At 56.7% G+C, this 23543-nt stretch carries 16 protein-coding genes; 12 read left to right on the plus strand and 4 right to left on the minus strand.

Annotated features, from left to right (window positions below; translation table 11 throughout):
• The first annotated feature begins 33 nt into the window (after positions 1-33).
• The 8 genes from J2R76_RS00440 (at position 34) to J2R76_RS00475 (ending at position 9067) form a co-directional block, all read left to right on the plus strand.
• Positions 34-1587 (plus strand): lipopolysaccharide biosynthesis protein, encoded by a 1554-nt coding sequence (locus J2R76_RS00440; protein WP_253623567.1) that lies wholly within the window; start codon positions 34-36, stop codon positions 1585-1587.
• Between the two features lie 2 nt (positions 1588-1589).
• Entirely contained in the window at positions 1590-3428 is a 1839-nt protein-coding gene (gene asnB, locus J2R76_RS00445; protein WP_253623568.1) for an asparagine synthase (glutamine-hydrolyzing), read from the plus strand.
• 3 nt (positions 3429-3431) lie between these two features.
• Positions 3432-4526 carry a glycosyltransferase gene (locus J2R76_RS00450; RefSeq protein WP_253623569.1) on the plus strand — a complete coding sequence of 365 codons (1095 nt, stop codon included), beginning with the start codon at positions 3432-3434 and terminating at the stop codon, positions 4524-4526.
• A 192-nt stretch (positions 4527-4718) separates the two neighbouring features.
• The gene (locus J2R76_RS00455; RefSeq protein ID WP_253623570.1) at positions 4719-5288 is read left to right on the plus strand and encodes a DapH/DapD/GlmU-related protein; all 570 of its coding nucleotides are present in this window, start codon (positions 4719-4721) and stop codon (positions 5286-5288) included.
• On the plus strand, positions 5278-6129 hold the full coding sequence (locus tag J2R76_RS00460; protein WP_253623571.1) for a class I SAM-dependent methyltransferase: 852 nt from the start codon (positions 5278-5280) through the stop codon (positions 6127-6129). The genes J2R76_RS00455 and J2R76_RS00460 overlap by 11 nt, the downstream gene beginning before the upstream one ends.
• Before the next feature lie 3 nt (positions 6130-6132).
• A complete protein-coding gene (locus J2R76_RS00465) occupies positions 6133-7065 on the plus strand; it encodes an NAD(P)-dependent oxidoreductase (protein WP_253623572.1) in 933 nt (310 codons plus the stop codon).
• On the plus strand, positions 7058-8230 hold the full coding sequence (locus tag J2R76_RS00470) for a glycosyltransferase family 1 protein (RefSeq protein WP_253623573.1): 1173 nt from the start codon (positions 7058-7060) through the stop codon (positions 8228-8230). The genes J2R76_RS00465 and J2R76_RS00470 overlap by 8 nt, the downstream gene beginning before the upstream one ends.
• A gap of 360 nt (positions 8231-8590) precedes the next feature.
• Complete coding sequence (locus tag J2R76_RS00475; protein WP_253623574.1) at positions 8591-9067, plus strand: NUDIX hydrolase; 477 nt, start codon at positions 8591-8593, stop codon at positions 9065-9067.
• A gap of 252 nt (positions 9068-9319) precedes the next feature.
• On the opposite strand, the gene J2R76_RS00480 is transcribed toward J2R76_RS00475, so the two are convergent.
• The 4 genes from J2R76_RS00480 to gmd all read right to left on the minus strand — a co-directional run bounded on the left by J2R76_RS00480 (position 9320) and on the right by gmd (position 14720).
• Complete coding sequence (locus tag J2R76_RS00480) at positions 9320-10615, minus strand: hypothetical protein (protein ID WP_253623575.1); 1296 nt, start codon at positions 10613-10615, stop codon at positions 9320-9322.
• Positions 10616-10691: 76 nt separating this feature from the next.
• Positions 10692-11762: a glycosyltransferase gene (locus tag J2R76_RS00485; RefSeq protein ID WP_253623576.1), complete on the minus strand. Its 1071-nt coding sequence runs from the start codon at positions 11760-11762 to the stop codon at positions 10692-10694.
• Positions 11763-12706: 944 nt separating this feature from the next.
• Entirely contained in the window at positions 12707-13744 is a 1038-nt protein-coding gene (locus J2R76_RS00490; RefSeq protein WP_253623577.1) for an NAD-dependent epimerase/dehydratase family protein, read from the minus strand.
• Entirely contained in the window at positions 13731-14720 is a 990-nt protein-coding gene (gene gmd, locus J2R76_RS00495) for a GDP-mannose 4,6-dehydratase (RefSeq protein ID WP_253623578.1), read from the minus strand. The genes J2R76_RS00490 and gmd overlap by 14 nt, the downstream gene beginning before the upstream one ends.
• 700 nt (positions 14721-15420) lie before the next feature.
• On the opposite strand from gmd, the gene J2R76_RS00500 reads away from it, so the two are divergent.
• The 4 genes from J2R76_RS00500 (at position 15421) to J2R76_RS00515 (ending at position 23478) form a co-directional block, all read left to right on the plus strand.
• Positions 15421-16653, plus strand: a complete 1233-nt coding sequence (locus J2R76_RS00500) for a glycosyltransferase family 1 protein (RefSeq protein WP_253623579.1) — start codon at positions 15421-15423, stop codon at positions 16651-16653.
• Between the two features lie 482 nt (positions 16654-17135).
• Positions 17136-17921 (plus strand): ABC transporter permease, encoded by a 786-nt coding sequence (locus J2R76_RS00505; protein WP_253623580.1) that lies wholly within the window; start codon positions 17136-17138, stop codon positions 17919-17921.
• A complete protein-coding gene (locus J2R76_RS00510) occupies positions 17918-20011 on the plus strand; it encodes a Wzt carbohydrate-binding domain-containing protein (RefSeq protein ID WP_253623581.1) in 2094 nt (697 codons plus the stop codon). Before J2R76_RS00505 ends, J2R76_RS00510 begins: the two co-directional genes overlap by 4 nt.
• Before the next feature lie 590 nt (positions 20012-20601).
• Positions 20602-23478 (plus strand): glycosyltransferase family 1 protein, encoded by a 2877-nt coding sequence (locus J2R76_RS00515; RefSeq protein WP_253623582.1) that lies wholly within the window; start codon positions 20602-20604, stop codon positions 23476-23478.
• The last annotated feature ends 65 nt before the right edge of the window (positions 23479-23543 follow it).

Genomic DNA, 23543 nt, shown 5'->3' on the forward strand with positions numbered 1-23543 from the left:
GAGGCGTATCGGAGCGATGGACCGAAAGCGGGCATGGCGGTGAAAAAGGGTCCATCCCATCTGCTCGGTAACTCGGCATGGAACGCAACCGCCTTCGCTGTCGCGGTGCTGCTCAATCTCGCGATCCTGCCGTTCGTGATTTTCCGGCTCGGTCTCGCCGCGTTCGGCGTTGCGGGTCTGGTGACGGCCTGTGTCGCGCCGGCGCTGATGTTCAGCAATGCGCTCGGCCTTTCGACGGCGCGGGAACTCGCGCAAAGGCTGGAACCGTCCGACCGCGACCAGGCGCGGCGATTTTTCGCGACCGCTCTCGCGCTTGCCATCGTCCTTGGCGGCCTGATCGCGGCGTTGCTTGCCTTTGCCGGCGCGCCGCTCGCACGATTGGGGTTTCACCTCGGCGGCCCGGCTGCTGACGACCTCGGCCTTGCCTTTGTGTTGGCCGGCGCCGGGTGGCTATTCCAGTGCGTGTTCGCGGTGTTCCTCTCGCTGTTCACGGCGCGTCAGGATTATCGGCGGATCGCCTCGATCAGCATCACGGGCACGGTGGTGACGACGATGTCGATGCTGCTGCTGATCCCGCATGCACCGCGCGCCTCGACCTTCATTGGCTGTCAGGCCTTGGGCTTTGCAACAAATCTCGTGATGGCGTTCGCCTGGTCGCGCCACGCCATCAGTGACTGGCTGGCACGGCCGGCGCTCGATCGCGGTGCGCTGCGTGCGCTGGTCAAGCTTGGCGGTTGGCAGGTCGCGGCGCAAAGCGGCGCGCTGTTCGCAGGCCAGGCGGACCGCTATCTGCTCGGCGCGCTGCTGCAGCCGCAATTCGTGGGCTTCTACAGCGTCGCGCAGCGGCTGGAGGAGGCGGTCTATATCGGTGTGCTGAAGATCGGCGAGATCTTGTTCCCGTTCTTCAGCACCCTGCAGAGGGAAGATGACGATCGCAAGGTCGACCTCCTGCTGCGCTCGTCCTGGATTCTCAATGTGCTTGCCGCGAGCGCGCTGGGTGGCCTGATCCCGGTCGCAGGCGCATTGCTGCATCGATGGACCGGCGCCGAGGTCGCCGCCGAGGCCCAGCTGGTGCTGGTGGTGCTTGCGATCAGCGGAATATTGGGGTCTAGCGCCAATGTGTTTGCGTTCTATCTGCTGTCGCAGGGGCGCTCCAGTTCCAACGCGCTGATCTCGCTCGTCACGGGCATCTTCACGCTGGCGACAAGCGCCGTCGCGCTGCCGTATTTCGGCTGGCAGGCGGCAGGTTGGAGCTCCTGCGTCGGGATGATCGCCCAGATGGTGATCACCGTGCTGTTGCTGCGGCGAACCTTCAGGCTTTCGGGGATGTGGTCACGGATGTTGCATTTCGTATTGATCCCGCTCGGCACGGGCGTAGCCATCGCGCTGGCGCTGCGTTCGCAGCTCGGCCACGCGTCATTCGACCATGCGCCGTCCTGGTGGTATGTGGTGTCGCTCTACGGCGTGTCGGCGGCGGCGATCTTTGTCGCCGCCGTTGTCGCGTCGCAGCTCGGTCCCTATCGCGCCGTGTGCTGGCGGGATCTCCGCGTCATCAGCAGTCGCTTCCTGCCCTTCAAGGCCATCTAGACATGTGCGGCATCGCAGGCATCGTCAATCTGCGCGGCGCTCCTGTGGAGCCGGCCGACATCTCGCGGCTCACCAATTTGATCGCGCATCGCGGTCCGTTCGGCGAGGGCACCTGGTTCAATGCCAAGCGAAACGTCGCGTTCGGCCACCGCCGGCTCGCCATCATCGATCCCGGCGAGGGCGGCTATCAGCCGATGGTGTCGGGCGATGGCCGCCATGTGATCGTCTACAACGGCGAGATCTACAACTTCCTCGAATTGCGCCGCGAGCTCGAGGCGAAGGGCGCGGTTTTCCGCAGCCAGTCCGATACCGAAGTGATCCTTGCCGCCTGGCAGGCATGGGGCGAGGACATGCTGCTGCGCTTCAACGGCATGTGGGCGCTGGCGATCTACGACACGGCCACGGATGATCTGTTCCTGGCGCGCGATCGCTTCGGCATCAAGCCGATGCTGTATGCGTTGTCATCCGAGCGGTTCGTGTTCGCGTCCGAGCAGCGCGCGCTGGCGCGGAGCGGGCTGGTCGAGACGTCGCTCGATGTCGACGTGGCGCGGCGGCTGTTGCTTGACCCGTTCGGGATCGAAGGCAGCGAACGGACGCTGTTCGCGCAACTGCGCCGTCTGCAGGGCGGCCACTGCATGTGGTTGCGCCAGGGGCGTGCGCAGGTGCGCCGCTGGTGGCGAACCGTAGACCATCTGCCGGCAATCCCGGATACCGAGACCGCGCGCGTCGAGCGCTTTCGCGACCTGTTTCAGGATTCCGTCGCGCTGCGGATGCGCAGCGACGTTCCGATCGGGACCTGTCTGTCCGGCGGCTTCGATTCGTCCGCGGTGATCTGCGCCATGGCAAGCCATGAGAAGGCCGGCATGGGGCCGCGCGACTCGACCGCCTGGCGGCACGCCTTTGTCGCGACCTTTCCCGGCGCCAGCAATGACGAGCGGCCGATGGCGGAGGAAGCGGCCGCGTGGGCCGAGGTGGCACCGAGCTTTCTCGAGATCGGGCGCTCCGACGCGCTCACCGACCTTGACCGCATCCTCGACGACAATGACGACGTCTATATCGGGCTGCCGAGCGCGCCGTGGTTGATCTATCGCGAACTCCGGCGCCAGAACGTCACCGTGTCACTCGACGGCCACGGGGCGGACGAGTTGATGGGCGGCTATCTGCAGGAGGGACAGTCGGCCGCATTCCGGATCCGGAACGCAGCAGCCGCGCTCACCTCACGATCGCAGCTGGCGCAGCGCGGCATCGACTTCCTGCGCGCGCAGATGATCAGGCGCGAGGGCCACTACTTCCTGCGCGGAGGCGCTGCGGCCGCCCCTGCGCCGCTGCCGCTGGTCGCCGAGGATGACGAATTGCCTGATACATGGGGCGCGTTGAACCGGCGCCTCTACCGTATGTTCCATTCGACGACGCTGCCCACCATTCTGCGCAATTTCGACCGGCTCTCGATGGCGCACGGGATCGAGGTCCGCATGCCGTTCATGGACTGGCGGCTGGTCACCTACACGATGGCGCTGCCGGAAACGAGCAAGTCGGCGGACGGCCTGACCAAGGTGGTGGCGCGGCAGGCGATGGCGAACCTGATGCCCGAAAGCATCCGCACCGCGCGCCGCAAGGTAGGCTTCAACTCGCCGATGCCGGAATGGCTGAACGGGCCATTGGCGGGCTGGACTGCAGAGCTGCTCGATCGGAATGTTCCAGCATTCGCCGAGTTCGTCGACGAAACGCCCCTTCGAAAGGTGGTCGGCCGCTTGACGGCGTCGCAGAGCTGGGATTGGAAGAGTGTCGGCCGGATCTGGCCTTATTTGAACATGAAATGGATGTTGGCAAGGTCCGCGTAACCAATGCGTCTGTTCCAGAATAGCGGTCTCTATCCGTCCTATTTGCCGAGGTTGAACCAGCTCGCGGCAAAGGCGTCAAGTTTCGACGCGCGCCGCGACGTGTTTCTGCATGATCGGTTTGGCGCCGCGCATTTTCTCAAGCCCGTGCTCGACGGCGGAGCTGAAGCCTTCTTCACGAATGGCGACGATGAAGTGCTGCAGCGCCAGTGGGCGCGTGAGCAGGGCATGAAGGAATCGCCGACGCTCGAGGCCATTCTGCTCGCGCAGATCGAGCATCACAGAACCGAGGTGTTCTACAATCTCGATCCGGTGCGCTATCCGAGTGCGTTCGTCGCCAAGCTTCCCGGCTGTGTGAAGAAGACGCTGTGCTGGCGCGCCGCGCCTTCCGGAAATGCTGATCTCACCGCCTATGGCGCGGTGCTTGGAAACTTCCCCTCGATCCTCGAGGCGTGGCGCAGCAAGGGGTGCCGGGCGGAGCTCTTCTTTCCCGCGATCGACCCCGTCATGGAGCAGTACGGCCACGGCGAACGGCCGATCGACGTGGCGTTTGTCGGTGGATATTCGCGGCATCATAGCGCGCGGGGCAGGACGCTCGAACAGGTCGCCGCGCTGGCGGCTGATCGCAAGATCGTATTCTGCCTCGATGCGTCGCGGCTGACACGGCTTGCTGAAAGCGCGGTCGGTCGATTGCTGCCGCTGCGCAAGCACCGGCGCCCCGACGCCATCGCGCGAATCGCAAGGTTGCCGCTATTCGGCAGGGACCTCTACGAGCTGTTCGGATCGGCGAAGATCGTGCTCAATGGCGCGATCGACATGGCCGGCAACGATCGCGGCAATATGCGCTGCTTCGAGGCGATGGGCTGCGGGTCGCTGCTCGTATCGGATGCCGGCAACTATCCGCAAGGGATGCAGGACGGCGTCACGATGCGCACCTACGACGCTCCCGAGCGGGCCCTTGAGGCGATCTCAAGCAGCCTGCAGGATTGGCCGCAATGGGATGGGATCGCCGTCTCCGGCAGGAGCCGCGTGCAGGAGACCTACAGCAAGGCTTCGCAATGGGCGCAGTTCATCGACCTCGTCGCGCGGATTGAGCCGTGATAGACGGTGCACAGATCCGAGCGGAGGGCCATGGGGCCGCGATGATGTCTGCAAGCAACTTGATCCATCAACTCAAATGGGGGCCGACGAATGTAACCGAAAAAGGAGGCGACGATGCGAGTCTGCCGGTACAGCGGCGGGCGCGACCGGTTCAACGATGCTAACGCCATCGCCCAGAATTGAGTTGAGCTGATGAATCTCGACTATTGCCTGCAACGACTTGTGGGACGGGCAACCTGCCGTCTTGGAGCTGGTGCAAAATTGATGCGGACAGCACGCATCCGCAACATTCGTTGCGACAGCGATCGAATCGTCGTCGGGGATAACAGTATTATCCGCGGGGAGTTGATGACCTTCGCGCATGGTGGAGAGATCAGGATCGGCGAGTGGTGCTACGTCGGCGAAGGAACCCGGATCTGGTCTGCGACCTCGATCGAGATCGGCAACCGCGTCCTGATCTCGCATTCGGCGAATGTTTTCGACAATCTCACGCACCCGCTGCGGGCGGCCGAGCGGCACAAACAGGTCCAGCAGATTTTCACCCGCGGGCATCCGAACGATATCTCGCTTGATGAGAATCCGGTCAAAATCTGCGATGATGCCTGGATCGGCGCGGGTGCGATGGTCTTGCGTGGTGTGACGGTGGGCCAGGGCGCTATCGTCGCGGCCGGCGCGGTCGTGACCAGGGATGTCGCGGCGTTTTCGATCGTGGCGGGCAATCCGGCCGTATTGGTGAGGGAGCTTGGGGCCGATGAACGGTGAGCGCAAGTTTACCACCTGGGAGGACGCGGTGGTCTGGCTGCGCAATCAGCCGGATCAGCGCCAGCTTGTGCTCGATGCATTCTACGACGATCCGCTGGCCGGCGCTGCCGAACGCTATTTCCGGAGCTCCGAGTGGCAAGCGGTCGCTTCGCTGCTGGCCGGCCGGTCCGGCGCCGCGCTCGATGTCGGCGCCGGCCGCGGCATTGCGAGCTACGCGCTCGCCCGAACCGGCTTTGCCGTGACGGCGCTCGAGCCGGATCCCAGCGCGATCGTGGGAGCGGCGGCGATCCGCGATCTGGCAGGGCAGACGCAACAGCCGATCCGGGTGGTCGAAGAGTTTTCCGAACGGCTGCCGTTCGCCGATGCGGCGTTCGATCTCGTCTTTGCCCGCGCCGTGCTGCACCACACGCGCGATCTCGAGGGAGCATGCCGGGAGATGTTTCGCGTGCTGCGGCCCGGCGGCATGCTGATCGCGGCGCGCGAGCATGTCATCAGCAAGGAGGCTGACCTTCCCCAGTTCCTCGCGCAGCACCCGTTGCACCATCTTTACGGGGGCGAACATGCCTTCCTGCTCGATCGTTACACCGGCGCGTTGACCAAGGCAGGGTTTTCCGCGGTCGACACGCTGGCGCCGTTGCAAAGCCAGATCAACCTGTTCCCCTATACGCTGGAGACCCTGAAATCGGCGATCGTGACCAGGTTGACGCAAAAGGTTCCGGTCGCTCCACTGTGGCGAACCGCGTTTGCGTCACGTCTTGTGTTCGGCTCGCTGCTGTCGATGGCCGAACGTTTCGACAATCGACCGGGACGGCTCTACTCCTTTGTCTGTCACAAGGCCTGAGCGATGATCGTCTGGGTCACAGGCGCGAATGGGTTCATCGGCCGCCATCTCGTGCATGAGCTGGCGGGAGCGGGCCATGCGGTGCATGGCGTCGGGCATGGGGCGCTTGATGCAGCGGAATCCCGGCGGCTTGGTTTGCGGAGCTGGATCAACGGTGAAATCGACGCGGCCAACTTCAACGCGCTTGCCGCCGCCCACGGGCTGCCGGCGCAGATCTTCCATCTGGCTGGCGGATCGTCGGTCGGCATCTCGATCGAGCGGCCGTTCGAGGACTTTTCGCGGACTGTCGCAAGCACGGGACGGTTGCTCGAATGGCTGCGGGGATCTGCGCCAGGCTGCGCGGTCATCGTGGCGTCGAGCGCTGCCGTCTATGGGGGTAATCATATCGGGCCGATTCCTGAAGGCGCGGTGCCCGCACCGATGTCGCCCTATGGCTGGCACAAGCTCATGATGGAGCAGTTGTGCGCAAGCTACGCGCAATCGTTCAGTGTATCTTGTACCATTGTGCGGCTGTTCTCGGTCTACGGACCTAATTTACGCAAGCAACTGCTCTGGGACATTTGCTCGCGACTGAAGGCGCAGTCCGAAGTACTTAACCTAGGCGGAACGGGTGACGAAATCCGCGACTGGACCGACGTCCGTGACGTCGCTAGATTGTTGACCAGCTTCGCCACGCCTGCGTCGCGGTGCGCGTTCCGCGTCATCAATGGGGGCTCGGGTAGGGGGACAAGTGTCGCCGACATCGCGGCCGGCCTCGTCCGGCAGTGGGGTGGCAATGCGATCGTGCAATACTCCGGGGTTAGTCGACCCGGCGATCCCGTGAGCCTGTTCTCGGACAATGAGAGACTAGGTCGCATTGGATTCGATTGGCAGATTCCGCTCGACCGGGGTCTGGCCGACTACGTCACGTGGTTCAAGGGGCAGATGCATGGCTGAACGTGCGCCGTTACGGGTCGCATTCATCAACGTTTCACGTCGCCTCTGGGCGGGAGGGCACAACTATCAACGCAATCTCTTTTCAATCTTGAGTAGACATGAGCCGGCCGCGATTACTCCGGTGCTGTTTGTCGGAATGGACGAACCCTTAGACGAGATCGCTGACATTTCCAGTATTCCGGACGTGGAGGTAGTTCGCTCGCCTGCTTTCGATCGTCGCGTCAGAGGACTATCGGGTGCTTTGGCTTTGGGGCTTGACAGGGCCGCGGCCGCTGAATTTCGCGACCATCGCATTGATCTGGTGTTTGAATCCGCTCGCTTCTTTGGGTGGCGATTGCCTATTCCGACCATCGCGTGGTTTCCTGATTTTCAACATCGAAAGCTACCGCATCTCTTCTCGATGGCCGCGCGTCTTCACCGCGATCTCGGATTTAGGCTACAGATTGCGTCGGGCCGTCATATTTTACTTAGCAGCGCCAGCGCGCTGTCCGATCTGATCCGATATTATCCCACTCCGAGAAATGGTGTGTCGGTCGTTCGCTTTGCTTCTGAACCGCCCTTAGCTATGTTGGCTACGAGCCCACTCGATGTCGTTCGACACTATGATTTGCCCCCGAGATACTTCTATCTGCCCAATCAGTTCTGGCGGCATAAAAACCACCGCGTTGTGATCGATGCGCTTGACGTCTTGAAGCAGCGCGGCCTCCACGTGGTCGTTGTGGCGTCCGGCAGCACAGAGGATCTGCGCGAACCTCACTACTTCGAAAGTACAATGAGTCAGGTCACGGCGCGTGGCCTCACCGCGAACTTTCGCCATCTCGGCTTAATTCCGCTAGAGCACGTCTACGCGCTGCTGCGTGCATCGACGGCCTTGATCAACCCATCGGAGTTTGAGGGATGGAGTACAACAGTCGAAGAGGCGAAATCGTTCGGTGTCCCGTTGATATTGTCTGACATTGATGTTCATCGCGAGCAGACCGCCGGCTCAGCGCGCTATTTCGGTACGAGGGAGCCCGAAGTTCTTGCGGGTCACATGTCTGAGATGTTAAACGGCGCTGGGCCTGTGACTGCTCGTAACCTTCACTTCGACCTCGATCGACGCGTGCAGTCATTTGCATGTGATTTTGTTCGCCTTGCACAGGAACAAGTCGCGCTAGCCCGTTAGCATCGCTGCTCATGGTTGAGGGTTGGGCCGGCCGTCGCATTGCGGGGATAGTAAAGCTCCGGCTATTAGTGGTTATAGTACGCGGTGCTGAGCAATATGAGGGCGGTCGGGTAGCTAATGTCACCTCACGAATGCGACACTTCAAGCCCCATATGTCGTGGACGGATTGCTCTATATCTTTTCCGACGCAAGGTCCTCAATTATTGCTGCGCACAATGCTTTGCTAAGAATGCCTTGTGACGATCTGTCAAAGAGTCACGACCTGAGAACCATGGCGATAAGGGGCGAGGTGTGAGGAATAAGTTTCCTAAACTAGTGAACACCAAGCGGACTAAGATTTCTCCGTGGCTTGAAGTCGTCGTGAGGGACGTACAGTTCCGATCTGATTCAGAGATCGAAAAATACTACGCCATAATACAACCGCAATTCTTGGTTGCGCTCGCTGTCACCCCGGACGGGCAAGTGCTTTTGGTTAAGCAATATCGGCCCGCTATTCAGCGATTTTCACTTGAGCTTCCGGCGGGCATTCTCGAAGAGGAGGAAGATCCGAGCCAGGCGATCGCTAGAGAGATACAAGAAGAGACGGGATATCTCTGTCAATCAATCGAGCCACTAGGCGAAGGCGCGACCTGTTCCAGCCGGATCGATAACAGAACTCTTTCGTTCTTTGTCGAGGTCGGTGAGCGCATACCAAACTTCGTGGAAGAGCCTGGAATCAGCGTAAGTTCGGTTACACTTTCCGAGCTACGTGGACTGATCCTTTCGGGCGATTTCGCCGAGCAGACCCATCTCGGAGTGATAACGCTGGCACGCTGCAGAGGCTTGATTGCATTCTGAACGGAATCGGTAGTCGAGGTCGAGACTTCATTAGTGGCGCTATGACGATATCCTCGCGACGCGAGTACTGATGGTGATAACCTAATGGTGAGCCTAGTTGTAGTTTGGTCGGGCTGCTTACCTCAATAGACTTAGGCGTCTCAGCAAGAATCAGGGAAAGTCTGTTGGTCTAACCGGCGCAACTTAGATTGCGGTTGGGAAGAGTTGTCTCGTCGCTACATTTCAAATGCGTCGTCGTTTGCAGCGCATCTATTAACGGAGCGCTGGCTTGCGCGGAAACGCGTCTGGTGGGCTAATGTACCACAGAAACAACAACGTGCCCGCGCCATAAGTCAAAAGGGCCGTTGAAAGCGGAACATTGAGAATGACTTGGGAGAGCACGCAGCTGGAGATAAGGAGAACGTTAGAAGGCAACCGTGCTGAGAGACAGTTGCCAAAACCAATGAAGAGTCCGCACACGAAAGCTGATACAGGCGCTAACGATAGGCCGACCGACGCTATGCCTTCAGTGGCGAAAAGGGAGGCGTTGTAGTTGCCCAGCCCATATGCCTTCGCCATGACTACTCCAAGCTGATCCTGATAGGGGCAGGGCATCAGCATCCTCGCAAACGATAGATGGCAGAAATGGGTTCGCTCATGCCCTGCGAAAAATTCATTGTAGATCGCCAGAGCAGCTGACGGAATGTCGATCATTCGAAAGGCGAGCAATTCGAAAAGGTCGTCTCTTTTCCCGAACAAGACTGCCGACGAACCTATGAGGATAGGAATTGCTAACGTTGCCATTGCCGCTATTCGAACTTCGAAGATCCTTCCTAGAATGGCGACAAAGATCAGCCATGCGGGCGTGAATAGGGCGGTCTTACTCAAAGTAACCGGGAAGAACAGAGCTAACAGAGCTAAGGAAAGCAGAGCTTTCCAGAATTGGGCGCGTGCCACAAAGCACGCAAATGCATAGGGCAGTAGAGCGCTGGAGAGTATTCCTATGGCGTATCCTAAGGGAGGGGGAATCTTAAGTTGGTTGCGGAGCCGTGCGGTAAAAAGTTCATCGCGGAGCTCCCCAAAATCTGAAAAAGCGGCACGGAAATTGTAAATTGCGCCAACCAGAACCGTTAGCAATGAGAAGAATAGAACTGCGACTAGAAGCGCATCGAAAGCCTTATGGGAAAGCGTGAACACTGGCCTCAATTGATGATTCAAGAAAAGCGAAGGCAGTAGGAATAGAATCGCTGAAGCAATTGCTGATGTTGCTGCAAGGTGATGGTCATAGTTTTGGATCGTGAAGACGTTTAGGAAGAGAAACCCAACGATCATTGTATAGAGATAGAACCCGATGAGGTACCCGAAGCTAAATCGGGAGAATAGGAAAAATAGCCCAACCAACGAGAAGGCGGCGACGATGAGAACGGCTATCGGCAGCCGTTGTGGGTCAAATCTTATGAAGAGCTCGGGGTGGTAATGGGAGGTATAAACTAGTGAAACGCAAGTCGCAACGATATGAATTGTTAGAAGCCCAAGAAGAATAATGCGAATCTTTCGTTCGTTCGCCATTTCGCGCTTCCTAAGCGATCCCACCATGAGTCAATTAAAATTTGGAGTAGTCGCTTCAGTCTGAACGAGGCGGGAGCTACCTTTGCCCCAGAATCTCGAGGTAGATGCTCTTAACGCGTCGCATGAAATTCTCCTGATCGTACAATTCTCTAACTCGCGACTTTCCTGATTGTCCCAGTCGTCGAGCTAACGACGGATCAGCGAGAATTTGATTAAGTGCGGCAGCAAGCAAACCTGGATCGTTTGGTGCGACGGTCAGGGCTTCCAAGTCATGCCGTGCAATTTTAGGCACCGCGGTCGGTAGCGCCGTATTCACAATGGGTAGTTCCGCGGCCATAGCCTGTAATTGTACCAGTCCAAAGGCTTCAGCCTGGGTCACCGAAGGAAAAGCGAGAACGTGCGCTGCATGCAAATAGGATTTGACTTCAGCGTCGCTAAGCGAGCCGAGGAACGACACACGATCTGAAACTCCGAATTCTATGGCCATCCTTTCGAGTACGTTTCGAAGGCCCCCTTCTCCAATAAGGATCAGTTCTCCTTCGATTCCTTTGAGAGCTTCAATTAATACGGCAAATCCCTTGTATGGAACCAGCCGTCCGAGAGCTAGGATCAACCTGGGGTGCCTCTTTCTCAAGATTTCAGCTTTAATGCTTTCCTCGGTTGTGCAGGACGACCAGTAATCGACGTCAATACCATAGGGTATCACAACGCATTTTGCTCTATACGGCTGAAGAAACTGCGAATTATTGATTGTTGTCTGGTCAGCTACGATAATACGGTCTGCTCTGTCCAAGCTCCGCTTGATCGGGGGCGTTACAAGCCATCGGAGCTGCGAATAGCTTATGAGGTCGGCGTGCCAAAAGACGACGACTCCAATATGGTTCGACAGTCGAGAAACTGAAAGATCAGCGAGTGGAAACGGCGCGTGATGTACGACGATATCGAAATCGAGGGCGCGTCTACTCAAGGTCAATGGATAGGTAGGCGCTAAAGGTGTAGAGAACAGTGTTCCTAGGGATCCTACCGCCTCGACAGGTGTGCCGTCGATGATTTCGCTTCGAGAGCGACCACGTGTACGGGCAACAAGCACGCGATTATCTATCGCCTCTCTGGACTCGCGGTTTAGAACTGAGATGACGGAGGGCACTCCACCCTCCAGGTCGCCACGATATACCTTGTAGGTGTGGAGGACTTTGAGTGGCTCGGTCGTCATTTGGTCCGATCTGTCATCTGCATACGCTGTAGGCTTAGCAAAACTGAAAGGGCTGTCTGGCGTACGTCAACACGGCGACTTTTCCGATTCTAGCGGTAGGGAATCGAGACCATATTTCTGATTTGTTAACGGCACGGATCGCCCGGTTTGCGCTGTTTCAGTGCAGACAATTCTGAGTAAGAAAATTCCAAATCAAAGCGTCTCCGCTCGAGTTGAACCAAAAACCCGGCGGAGAAAATCAAAAATGATTCAGTTCAAGATCTCAATCAGGCGTTCCTATCATGTTGCTGCGAGCGTAGTCCTATGTATGGCTGCTCGCAGCTTAGAGGGCAACCCTGCGTGATGCCCAATTTTGGCATTCCAAGCCAACCGAGGCGTCTGCTTGTTCCAAAGTTAGGTGGTTACACCGGGTTTTCAATGTGCAAGTCCGGCTACCTCTTAGCCTACGGTGTATCGAGTCAACAAAACAAGCTCGCCATCATGTTGTCGCCCCGATATTGACGAGGGACGTTAGGTACGCAATGGACAGGCCGAACCGCTCATCGGGCAGCCGAGCGGGTAGATGGAATCGTCAAATTCAGCGAGAACATGAACTCTGAGCCGCTGCCGATTTGATGCCGCTTGAATGCCGCTCTGTGCTCAACTCAATGGGCTAGTCGAATCGAGTGGCTCCGACGAAAATATTACCGACGTGTTGGTTCAGACTTGGACCCGGACTGATCCTTATACCGAGGCCGATAGTCCTTCTTCATCAGCATCGTCCAGATGGCGCGCCATCTTGTTCGCAAGTTCATTCGCCACGAGCATGCGGGATTTACTTCTTCCCTGATCGCCCGGAAACACGTGGATGCACATAAGGTAGCCATCCAACAGGGCCACTACTTGTCGAAAAAGGTGCTTTCTTCGGGGGCAATCGCCTCTCCGCTTATCTCGCGCGCGACCTGAGACCTGCAACTGTCAAGCACCACACCAAGCGTGTCATGAATACTATACTTCGGGCTCCATCCGAGCAGTTCGCGGGCACGGGTTGCATCACCTATGACGCGCGGCAGGTCGCTTGCGCGTATTCTCGCCGGATCGTGCTCGATCGTAATCGCGACTCGACTGAGCGTCAGAAGGGTTTGCAGCATGTCGCCAATGCGGCAAGGAATGCCAGAGGCGATATTCAAAATGAGGCCCGATTGTAGGTCGGCGGTACGATGGACGGCCAATGCATAGGCGGACGCAACGTCGCGTACATCAAGAAAGTCGCGTTCGGCGTCAAGATTGCCAACGCGCAATACAGGCTTCGCCAACCCAGCTTCAATCCTTGCGATCTGCATCGCGAATGCCGGGATCGCAAACGCCTCGGTTTGACCGGGGCCCGTATGATTGAATGGCCGCAGCCGAAGCACTCTTAGCCCACGCCGAACGAGCGCCCCAAGGGCAAGATCGGCTGCTGCTTTGGTCACACCATAATCGTCGACTGGAGCCGGTAGCGCCTTTTCGTTGAGCGGCTGGTCCGAGTTGGCCGTATCACCATAGATCAGGCCTGACCCGACATTAAGCAGCCAGGAGTGTGGTGCAAGGTCAAGCATCGCACGCGCGAGGTTGCGTGCGCCGCCTACATGTACGGCCCAAGCTGTCTCGGGATCGGCGGAAGCCGCACCGATGGCGGCTACCGCCGCAAGATGAACGATGTGGCTGGGATCATCACGAGCAATGGCCGCCCGAACGGCGGCGGCGTCGGTGACATCGAGTGCATCCATTTTTCCGAACAGGGGGTGCATGCCGCCAACCCTAGAGGTTGCGATGATCTCCGTCCCAGTCCCGCATATGCAGCGCAGCGCTTTCCCGAGATGCGGGCCGACAAAGCCGTCGGCCCCAGTCATCAAAACCCGCACGGTCATGTTATTCGCGGCATTACAGATGCTCATGATGCTTAAGGCGCGCGAGATCGGCTTCCACCATTTCGATAACCAAATCTTCGAGACGCGTTTCAGGTACCCAGCCGAGTTTGTCCCGCGCTTTATTGGCGTTGCCAAGCAGTACCTCTACTTCAGCAGGTCGCATAAAGCGCGAGTCCGTAACGACGTGATCTTCCATATTCAAGCCAACATGCTCGAACGCTAACTTACAGAAGTCCCGAACCGATACGGTGCGACCAGTCGCCACGACGTAATCTTCGGGCCTATCTTGTTGCAACATCAGCCACATCGCCTGGACATAGTCGCGCGCATGACCCCAGTCGCGTTTTGCGTCAAGGTTACCCAGCGATAACGTTTTTTCGTGACCGAGCTTGATCCGCGCAACGCCATCTGTGATCTTTCGGGTGACAAATTCGATACCGCGCAGCGGCGATTCGTGATTGAAGAGAATTCCGCTTGCAGCGTACAAGCCGAAGCTCTCGCGATAGTTGACAGTCATCCAGTGTGCGTAAAGTTTTGCAGCGGCATAGGGCGACCGCGGATAAAACGGTGTTGCTTCGGACTGTCGTGGTTCTTGGATCAACCCAAACATCTCCGAGGACGATGCTTGATAGAAACGCGCATTGGGGCAGGCAGTTCGAACCGCCTCCAGCATATGGACTGCGCCGAGTCCCGTTACTGTCCCTGTCAGAAGTGGCTGTTGCCATGATGATTTGACGAACGACTGCGCAGCTAGATTGTACACCTCGTCGGGCTGAATATCTTGCATTATCCGAATTAGACCGGATAAATCGGTTAGGTTACCGTCATGCAGGGCGATTTTTCCGGCGACGCCGAGCCACTTGAGCCGCGCATCAATGACGTCTGCGGAGGCGCTCCGTCGTAGCAACCCATGGACCTCGTAGCCCTTTTCAAGTAAAAACTTTGAAAGATAGGCCCCATCCTGCCCTGTCACGCCTGTAATTAGTGCTCGTCTCGATTGCATCGTACTGCCCCCTCTCAAAATAAAGTGCGCCTCTTTTTAACCATGATCGGTCTCACGATGGTAGGTCGCCGTCGCGAATAGTATCGCCTTGAGATGACTTAACCAGCTTACCTTTCCGTCATTGGGCGCGGATTTCGGCATTGGTTGCCGCCGTCGAACCAAAAGCCGATGGTCACTTTCACAAACGAAAATAGGTAGGTTCGTATCCCGGTAGCAACATTCGACAGAATAATCCATTTCCATTTTTGACTTGCGGAATACCCAATGACCTCGCTGCTTCGTCCGGTGCTCTATCCGACGAATAGTGGTTGCCCTACCGTGACGTCGTGCCACAAGAAGGTTGCCCCGTCTACGGGCCGGCTCAGCGCCGCTGTCGCAATTGGTAAGCTGTCCGCATATCTGGCCGCTAGATCAAACGGTGAGACAGTTCTCAAATTCTCCTATACAGTGCCTGTCAAATCGGCAGTCTGGCGCAAAGCTACGGCGTCCGTTCTAGTGGGATGCGAGTCGTGTGGTAGTTTCTGGCGCGGCAGGGCCAATTTGCTTGCACCGCAATATAGTTTGTACCCGAAGGGTCTACATCCAATGGTCCGGTAGGCTCCAAATCGTGTAGCAAGCTAATCTTCCGCAATCATCAGGTTCCGCCCGTCCACAGATGTCACCGTCTTTCGATGTTCCAACGGATCTTAACGACTATCAAATGAAGACGCCGGAAGCGACGCTAAGCGTCGGATTTGACAGCGATTTGCTTTATTCCGGCATGACAGGTGTCGGAAACTACTGTTTTCATCTGCTCAGGGCGTTGATGCTGGATTATGCGGAACTCCGCTTCTTCGGCTTTGGCGGGTTGAATTGGGAGGAGATTGGCCCTGCCGATCTGGACAGTATTGAGCGGTTCCAAAGCAAATGTTTGCCTGAGCAAGGATTAAATGCGGAAACAGCAGGGCAACGGCTTTGGCAAATGAAAAACGCAATGCGGACGCGGTTGGCTCGCATTGACGCAGTGCGTTCCGGCTATCGCCATCTCCGGTCCCTGACGTTTAGGACGAGACGCCAACCCTCAGCGCTGGATCTATTTCACGCCTTTAAATACCTTCCCGTCGGTGAGCTCGCTGTGCCGACGCTACCGGTGGTGTACGATTTGTCATTTGTGCGCTACCCAGAAACACATCCGCGCCAGCGCTTGAGGGATCTCGAGCGACTGCCAGCTGTCATTGCGCGCGCCCCATTGGTCCATACAATTTCAGAATTCAGTAAATCCGAGATCGTAGGTGTCTTTGGTACTTCACCAGGCAAGATCTTCGTTGCTCCGCCAGCTGCTAGTCGCATTTTTCAACCGTTGGGTGATTGCGCCACGCGTGCTGATATCAAGAAATTCGATTTGTCACTCCACAGCTATCTACTTACCGTCGGCACGTTGGAGCCACGAAAAAACCTGAAAACGTTGATTGCAGCCTACGCACAACTTGCACCGGCGGAGCGCGATCGTGCGCCCCTGGTAGTGGTTGGCAATGCAGGCTGGGGCGACCTCGACCTGCCGCGCGAAGCCGTATCGCTCAAGAGTGACGGTACACTGCGCTTTCTCGGCGCTGTTTCAGACGTTCAACTCCGGAGTCTATACGAGGGCGCAATTGCCCTAGTGTTACCTTCGATTTACGAAGGGTTCGGAATGCCGGTGGTGGAAGCGCTTGCTTGCGGCACGCAGGTCGCCCACAGCCTCAACACCTCGATGGAATCGATCACAGATGGTGTAGCTACTTTACGTGCGCCGGCGACTGACGTCACGGCTTGGCGAATAATGCTGCAGGAGTTAATGGGGGACTTGTCGCGTATCTTCGACAAGCGCGATGCTCGTATTGCGCGCGCGCGGAAATTCTGCTGGCATCAAAGCGCTACGATCGTAAGAGAAGCCTACTCAGAGGCTAACGCTTAAAACCACGGCCTTAGTTCGAACACGGGAGTGCGATCTGAATCTTGCGTAAGGCGTTGTTCCCTTGAAACCTTCGTTCGGGGTCCCTTTGCCCATCAAAAGGACGTTCGCAGCAGGGGTGCTGGACGAGACCGGCAGCCGATCTAGACGGTTCTTGTTGGCGGACGTTTGTTCTGTCGAAATCTCGTCGCGATTTTGAGACTTTATGGATTGGGCTCTACGATCGTCGTTCTCAATGATAGGTCGGAAATAACGGCTAGGCCATTCGCGTCTACGATCTTCGATCTCCAACGTTTGGAAGACGAACGCGGCTTACCGTTGCGAATGGATTTCGCCTTTCAGTTTGGTCAGGCCCACTCTGGACAAAGCGGAATCTGGTGTTTAAGACGGCTCCCCGGAGCGGGGCACTTGGCCGCATTATGCCCGCGGGTCGGGCCGGCGACCGCGCGGGCAACATGATGCAATCGCCATACAAGTAACTAGCTATGTTTCGTAATTTGTGGGCCTACCGGTATTTTATACTCTCGTCGATCCGCGGCGAGTTCAAGGGACGTTTCGCGCGTTCCAGTCTTGGAGGCCTTTGGTTCGTTCTCCACCCTTTAGCGCAGGCTTTGATCTTCTCGGTGGTGCTAGCCGAAGTTTTGCAAGCTCGGCTGCCAAGGACGGACGTTCCCGGAGCATTTCCGATCTACTTGTTATCCGGCATGGCAGCGTGGGGGTTGTTTTCTGAAATTCTTACACGCAGCATGACAGTATTCATCGATCAAGCGCCGGTCATGAAGAAAATAGCCTTTCCGCGTTTGTGCCTTCCGATCATACTTGGCGGGACAGCCTTGATCAATCATGGTCTTCTATTGGCGGCAATATTCGTGGTCTTTGCTTTCTTCGGCCACGTTCCAGGAAAGACGCTTATTCTTTTGCCGCTTGGACTTTTTTTAATAACGGCCTTGGCATTCGGGCTTGGCGTCATTCTCGGGGTCATGAACGTATTTATGCGCGACGTTGCGCAGGTCGTTTCGATAATCTTGCAGCTTTGGTTCTGGATCACACCAATCGTTTATCCAAAGGAGGTGGTGCCGTCGCGATTTCAAGATATCTTGATGATTAATCCGATGGCGCCGCTGGTGGCACTTTATCAGGACGCGCTGCTGTTGGATCGTTGGACACCCGTAGAAACTTTGATCTATCCGTCGATGTTAGCTTTGGCGACTGTCGCTGTTGCTATCCTGTTCTTTCGGCGCGCAAGCCCTGAATTGGTGGACGTTCTTTGACCATTCTTACCGTTACCAATCTCGCAAAACGCTATGCGAGTTATGCGAATAATCTTCAACGGTTTGCAAGCTGGTTCGGCGCTCCGTTTACCCCTGTCGAGGAGTTTTGGTCAGCAAAAGATATCTCGTTTTCTCTTGATGCGGGTGAAGCAATCGCAATCATTGGTCAGAACGGGGCAGGCAAAAGCACCCTTCTCAAATTAATCACCGGCACCGTTCGGGCGACGCACGGGACAGTGCGTCTCGGTGGTCGAGTTGGTGCGATCCTCGAACTGGGTCTCGGGTTCAATCCGGATTTCACCGGCCGTGAAAACGTCTATCACGCGGGAGGCCTCATGGGGATCTCTCGCGCTCGCCTCGATGAATTGATGGTCGATATTGAGGATTTTGCCGAGATTGGAGAATTTTTCGACCAACCATTCCGGGTCTATTCGAGCGGAATGCAAGCCAGATTGGCATTCTCACTTGTCAGCGCTGAACGGCCAGCAATTCTGATCGTCGACGAAGTGCTCTCAGTCGGTGATAGTTACTTTCAGCATAAAAGCTTCGATCGTATCCGCTCGTTTAAGGAAAGTGGGACATCCATTATTTTGGTTACTCACTCTTTAGGCGATGTCAAGGCGCTCTGCGATCGCGTCATCTTGTTAGACAAAGGGCATGTACTAAAGGACGGTCCACCCGACGAGGTTGTCGACTATTACAATGCCATGATCGCCGCCAAGGAACGCGCAAGGGTTAGGGTCGAGCAGCGGCGCAGCAAAGATGGGTGGCTACGTACCCGCTCCGGAACGCTAGAGGCCCAAGTTGAGACGATCGAACTGCTCGACGCGAAGACAGGACTCCCGGTGGCAACGGCCACGGTAGGCCAAGAGCTGACCCTTCGGATTGCAGCACGTGCCGGCGTTATTCTAACCAGGCTCGTGCTAGGCGTGATGCTACGCGATCGAACCGGCCACGTGCTGTGGGGTACCAACACCTGGCATACGAAGCAGGTGATAGAAGATGTGAAGGTTGGAGAGACGATTATCTATGAGATGACCTTTGAATGCATTTTCGGGCCAGGCTCCTATTCCATTTCGCCCGCGCTGACAAACTCTCACACCCATCTTGAAGCTAACTATGACTGGTCGGACAACGCTCTCGTATTTGATGTTGTAATTGGCGATCGCCCTTTCTTCGTGGGAACCACTGCTCTCAACGCTAAATTCCATATCGATCGCAGCCGCCGGAGCCCGGTGTTTGATCGAGTCGCGATGACAATCTCCTGCCGCGACTGCGACGTGGTCGAGAAGGTCCCGAATGCGGGATGCATCGAACTCCATGACGGCGAACGCGTGCAAATTATGCACAATGGTTTGATGGTCGTCGCGGGAGGGTACTATGGTGCATGGATGGCGGACATCATCGCAGCTCTCAAGGGACACCATGAGCCACAGGAGGAGTTGGGCTTCCATGCCCTGCTTTCACATTGTCGACCCGGATCATTGTTCGTAGAGCTAGGTGCCTTTTGGGCATACTACTCACTTTGGTATTTGAAGGCGGTCCCTGGTTCCGAGGCTATTTGCGTCGAGCCGGACCCCAACAATTTAGACGTTGGTCGGAAGAATGCTGCGCTCAACGGGTTCACTAACCGAGTGCGTTTTGTCCAGGGCTGGGTTGGAGAGCTGGCGTCTTCGTCTCATGAGGCGGTGGCTGAAAGCATAGGTCAGCTGGTCAAGCTGCCATGCTACGATATGGCAGCAATTGCTAATCTAGTGAACGATCGGGTCATCGAAATCCTGCATGTCGACGCGCAAGGTGCGGAGCTTGGCCTTCTTCGCTCGATGTCTGGTACGAACATGCAAACAAAGGTACGCTTTGTCGTCGTCTCCACGCATCATGCGTCAATCAGCGGATCAGCCAGCGTTCACGCCGATTGCATGGCTGAGATTGTCAGGCAAGGTGGAACTATTCTGTGCCAGCATACCATTGACGAATCATATAGTGGCGATGGTTTGATCATCGCAAGCTTCTGTCCGGAAGACAGGGACATGATTCTACCAAAAGTGTCGCGCAACAAGGCGGAGACTTCGCTGTTTGGAACCCCTTGATCTGCTTACTTGTCCATGCATGCTCAGAACTTTGACGATACAATTTTGCGGGGAGCCCTCAAGCAGTTGGGCGCGGAATACTGGCGCTGGCCCGCAGATCCACCTTCTAAATCCAGGGCATTAGCCGAAATCCCTGGCGCGGACTAACACGTAGAGCCTGCTAATGCGGCATAATCTTCTTGCAGGAACTGAGGGCCTTCGTATGGCCGAGCGATCATCGTTGGCCGAACGCGCCTCGAGGACGAAACAACAAGCAATCGTGGTCCGGTAATGATTCGAGGCTCGATCTCGTCGATGGGCACGACCCTGGTCCGAGGTACCAAGCGGGCCGCGGGCTTCATCGTGGCTCGGCTGAGGACTTTGGCGAGATACGGGTTGCGACGCGCGATCACTTGGCTACATGGCAGGCCGCGTGCCGGTGCCTTTGCGAGATCTCTTGTTCGTCTGGTTCCGTCACTGGAGCGGCGCCTTCAGTCATTTTCAAGGACATCATCCGGAGACCTCGACGCGTGGACGCTTGAACCGGATCGTGAAATCCTGAACGAATGGCGTGTTCTGTTGCGGCTTCCGCGCAGTTGATGGGGAGGCGGATGCGCCTTTGGATTGATGGACAATGTCTGCAAACGTCTAGCCGTCTGCGCGGCATTGGCCGCTATGTAACTGAACTGGTTCGCGCCATTGCGGAGAATCACCCAGAGATTGAATTGCTGATGTCTTTCAACGCATCGATGCCAAATGAGGCGTTGCTTGCTCGAGAGGCTGTACGTGAGATAATTGATCCGGCAAATCTACGTGTATGGCATGGTGCGGTAACAGGTGGTGAGGCGATAGAGGGCTATACGCCCGAGCGGCATTTGAGCGAACTGGCGATCGCCCACCATGTGAACTCTGTAGCGCCCGATGTCGCGTTGTCAGCTAGCCCTTTTGAAGGCGTGGGAGATTTTGCTGTACCTCTGCTACCAGAGCGAGGTTGCGTCAGTCCGATAGCTTCGATCTTCTATGACGCTATTCCGTTTCGCTACAAAAAGAGGTACCTCACCCATTCGCTATTAAACACCTACTATCACCGGCGCCTGAATGCGTATTCCGGATTTGCTGCCAGTTTCTGTATTTCGGAGTTTTCGAAGAGGGAGCTCCAATCCATCCATCCTGATCTGGACGCGGTGAATATCGCCGCTGGCGTTGCGCGTAATTTTGGCGAGATCGCGAAGTCCGCGTCAGTCGATCATTTTGGTCTTGGTGCGTTCGTTCTTTACGTTGGCGCGCTTGATTGGCGGAAAAATGTTGGGGCCATAGTTCGGGCATTCGGCCACATTGACCGATTGTGGCCCAGAAACGGTCTTAAGCTGGTCGTCGCTGGCGACGCGCCTGTGCTGCTTCTGAGTGAGCTGGTCGAGTCTTGGAAAAAACTCGGTCTCGATCGCAATCGCCTTGTGCACCTCGCTCACATTTCGGACGAGCAACTGGTTTCACTTTACAAGCAGGCTCGGGTGTTGATTCAGCCGTCATTCATGGAAGGGTTCGGTCTAACGGCGTTAGAGGCAATCTATTGCGGGACGCTTGTCGTGGCCGCGCGGGCAGGCGCATTACCGGAGGTTGTTGGCGCAGACAAGTTGCTATTTGATCCGGCGGAACCTGAGGAATTGGCGGGTCTGCTCGTTCGATTGCTGCGTGACGACACCTGCCTTGCAGAGACATTGTTGAAGCAGTTACGCAAGCAGGCTGCGCAATTCACGTGGACGCGTAGCGCCGCACTTGCCGTCGAGCAGATTGGGATGCTGGCACAGCAGAGCGTGCAACTTGATATCGCCGGCTCGCGGAAACGGATCGCGCAAATTTTGACTGATAGTGAGGTCGACCGCGAGGTTGCCGCTCGTAGCTTGGCTTTGTCCGAGCCGACCTCGTTACAGCGACGACGGCTGCTAATTGATGCAACCTCCACGGTTCGCATTGACCATAAATCGGGAATTCAGCGTGTGGTGAAAAAAATTTGCGCTGCGTTGGCCGATCGTGCTCCGGATACCGCCATTGAGCAGATGTTCATCTCTCGCGACGATAGCTTGGGTTGGTTTGCGGTTGACGGCCGTACCCTGGATCCGCCGTTTAAGGTACAGCAAAGACCCTTGGCCATTGCGGGCGATATATTGCTTATGCTGGATAGCTCATGGGAATTTCATCAATTGCATTGGAAAGATTGGCGAGCTTGCCGTCTTAGAGGAGGGGAAGTGATTTCCTGCCTCTACGATCTGGTCCCCCTGAAAATGCCGGCAATGTGCAACCCGGCCGTACCGTCAGTTTTTGTTGAGTGGTTTAAATCGGCGCTCACCTGGTCCACGGGCTTCGTTTGTATCTCCCGTGCAGTCGCCGATGAATTGCTAATGCTGCTCAAGGCTATCGATTACCCTCGATCGATGAAAATCGGCTATTGGCAGCTTGGAGCAGATTTTGTGGATTTAGCAGGGGCGTCATCACCGAGACCCCAACCATTGCCGAATTGCCCGCGTTTGCTAATGGTTGGTACATTAGAGCCGCGGAAGGGTCATCGGGTCGCCCTAGATGCCTTTGATAAGTTATGGGCCGAAGATGTAGACGTCAGCCTCACTATTGTTGGCAAGGCCGGTTGGGGCATAGACCATCTGGTGGAGCGCATCAAGCATCACCCCGAGTTTGGTAGGCGGCTCGTTTGGCATGAATCGGTGAACGACGCCGAACTCAGCAGACTTTATGGCGACTGCGATGCTCTTATAGCTGCCTCATTCGCTGAGGGCTTTGGGTTGCCGATCGTCGAAGCGGCGCATTTCGGTAAACGTGTCATAGCGAGTGACATTCCAGTCTTCCGGGAGATCAGCGCTGGTGCAGTTGAGACTCACTTCTTTCAGCTGCGCAACTCAATCGAACTCGCCGAAGCCGTAAAGGAGTTGTTGGGTACAGGTGCCAAGCGGACAACAGTCCCAGCGCATTCGGCATGGCCGACTTGGTCTGAAAGTGCCAGCCAACTCGAAAATGTCGTACTCGGAGAGAACTGGTACAGGATTTATGAGCCACGCACGAAGAAACCATTCTCGTCATTGACTAGCCTAGGCCTAATCTCGATGGGCGAGCCTCTGACCGAGGCTGATCGATCTCATCGACTTGAATTGATCGAGGGGCCGTATTCGTCAGAGGGCGGGCTAAATTTGAAGATTGTCGTTACAGTTACTAATATGTCGAGCAAGGTCTGGTCGAGCGTTGCTAGTCAGGGGGCCGCAGTGGCACTGGGCTATCGTCTTTATGGAAAGGATGGAGCTGCAATGCAATACGACAATCCAAGGACTCATATTCCTTTTGTTCATTGTCCTGGCGAGACTATTTATTTAGCGGTCAAAGTGCCGTCCTCTTGGAAGCGTCGAGGTGCCGCTTTTGTAGACATTGAACTTGTCCAAGGGCGAGTCGGATGGTTTGGCGGCGCATTGCGCGTGGCATTGTAGTGGTCCATTTGGTTCAAAAGTGGGCACGGGTCAACCCTCGTAGATAAAGCGATCCATTGCCGGAA

Origin of the sequence: Bradyrhizobium sp. USDA 4532 (assembly GCF_024171315.1) — a bacterium.
GTDB lineage: Bacteria > Pseudomonadota > Alphaproteobacteria > Rhizobiales > Xanthobacteraceae > Bradyrhizobium > Bradyrhizobium australafricanum.

What these genes read in the sequence shown, in the direction of transcription:
- gmd (WP_253623578.1), bottom strand. Translation starts at nt 14,720, where the DNA reads ATGCAATCGAGACGAGCACTAATTACAGGCGTGACAGGGCAGGATGGG.
- asnB (WP_253623568.1), top strand. Translation starts at nt 1,590, where the DNA reads ATGTGCGGCATCGCAGGCATCGTCAATCTGCGCGGCGCTCCTGTGGAG.
- J2R76_RS00465 (WP_253623572.1), top strand. Translation starts at nt 6,133, where the DNA reads ATGATCGTCTGGGTCACAGGCGCGAATGGGTTCATCGGCCGCCATCTC.
- J2R76_RS00440 (WP_253623567.1), top strand. Translation starts at nt 34, where the DNA reads ATGGCGGTGAAAAAGGGTCCATCCCATCTGCTCGGTAACTCGGCATGG.
- J2R76_RS00505 (WP_253623580.1), top strand. Translation starts at nt 17,136, where the DNA reads ATGTTTCGTAATTTGTGGGCCTACCGGTATTTTATACTCTCGTCGATC.
- J2R76_RS00455 (WP_253623570.1), top strand. Translation starts at nt 4,719, where the DNA reads ATGAATCTCGACTATTGCCTGCAACGACTTGTGGGACGGGCAACCTGC.
- J2R76_RS00480 (WP_253623575.1), bottom strand. Translation starts at nt 10,615, where the DNA reads ATGGCGAACGAACGAAAGATTCGCATTATTCTTCTTGGGCTTCTAACA.
- J2R76_RS00470 (WP_253623573.1), top strand. Translation starts at nt 7,058, where the DNA reads ATGGCTGAACGTGCGCCGTTACGGGTCGCATTCATCAACGTTTCACGT.
- J2R76_RS00490 (WP_253623577.1), bottom strand. Translation starts at nt 13,744, where the DNA reads ATGAGCATCTGTAATGCCGCGAATAACATGACCGTGCGGGTTTTGATG.
- J2R76_RS00515 (WP_253623582.1), top strand. Translation starts at nt 20,602, where the DNA reads ATGCGCCTTTGGATTGATGGACAATGTCTGCAAACGTCTAGCCGTCTG.
- J2R76_RS00460 (WP_253623571.1), top strand. Translation starts at nt 5,278, where the DNA reads ATGAACGGTGAGCGCAAGTTTACCACCTGGGAGGACGCGGTGGTCTGG.
- J2R76_RS00450 (WP_253623569.1), top strand. Translation starts at nt 3,432, where the DNA reads ATGCGTCTGTTCCAGAATAGCGGTCTCTATCCGTCCTATTTGCCGAGG.
- J2R76_RS00500 (WP_253623579.1), top strand. Translation starts at nt 15,421, where the DNA reads ATGAAGACGCCGGAAGCGACGCTAAGCGTCGGATTTGACAGCGATTTG.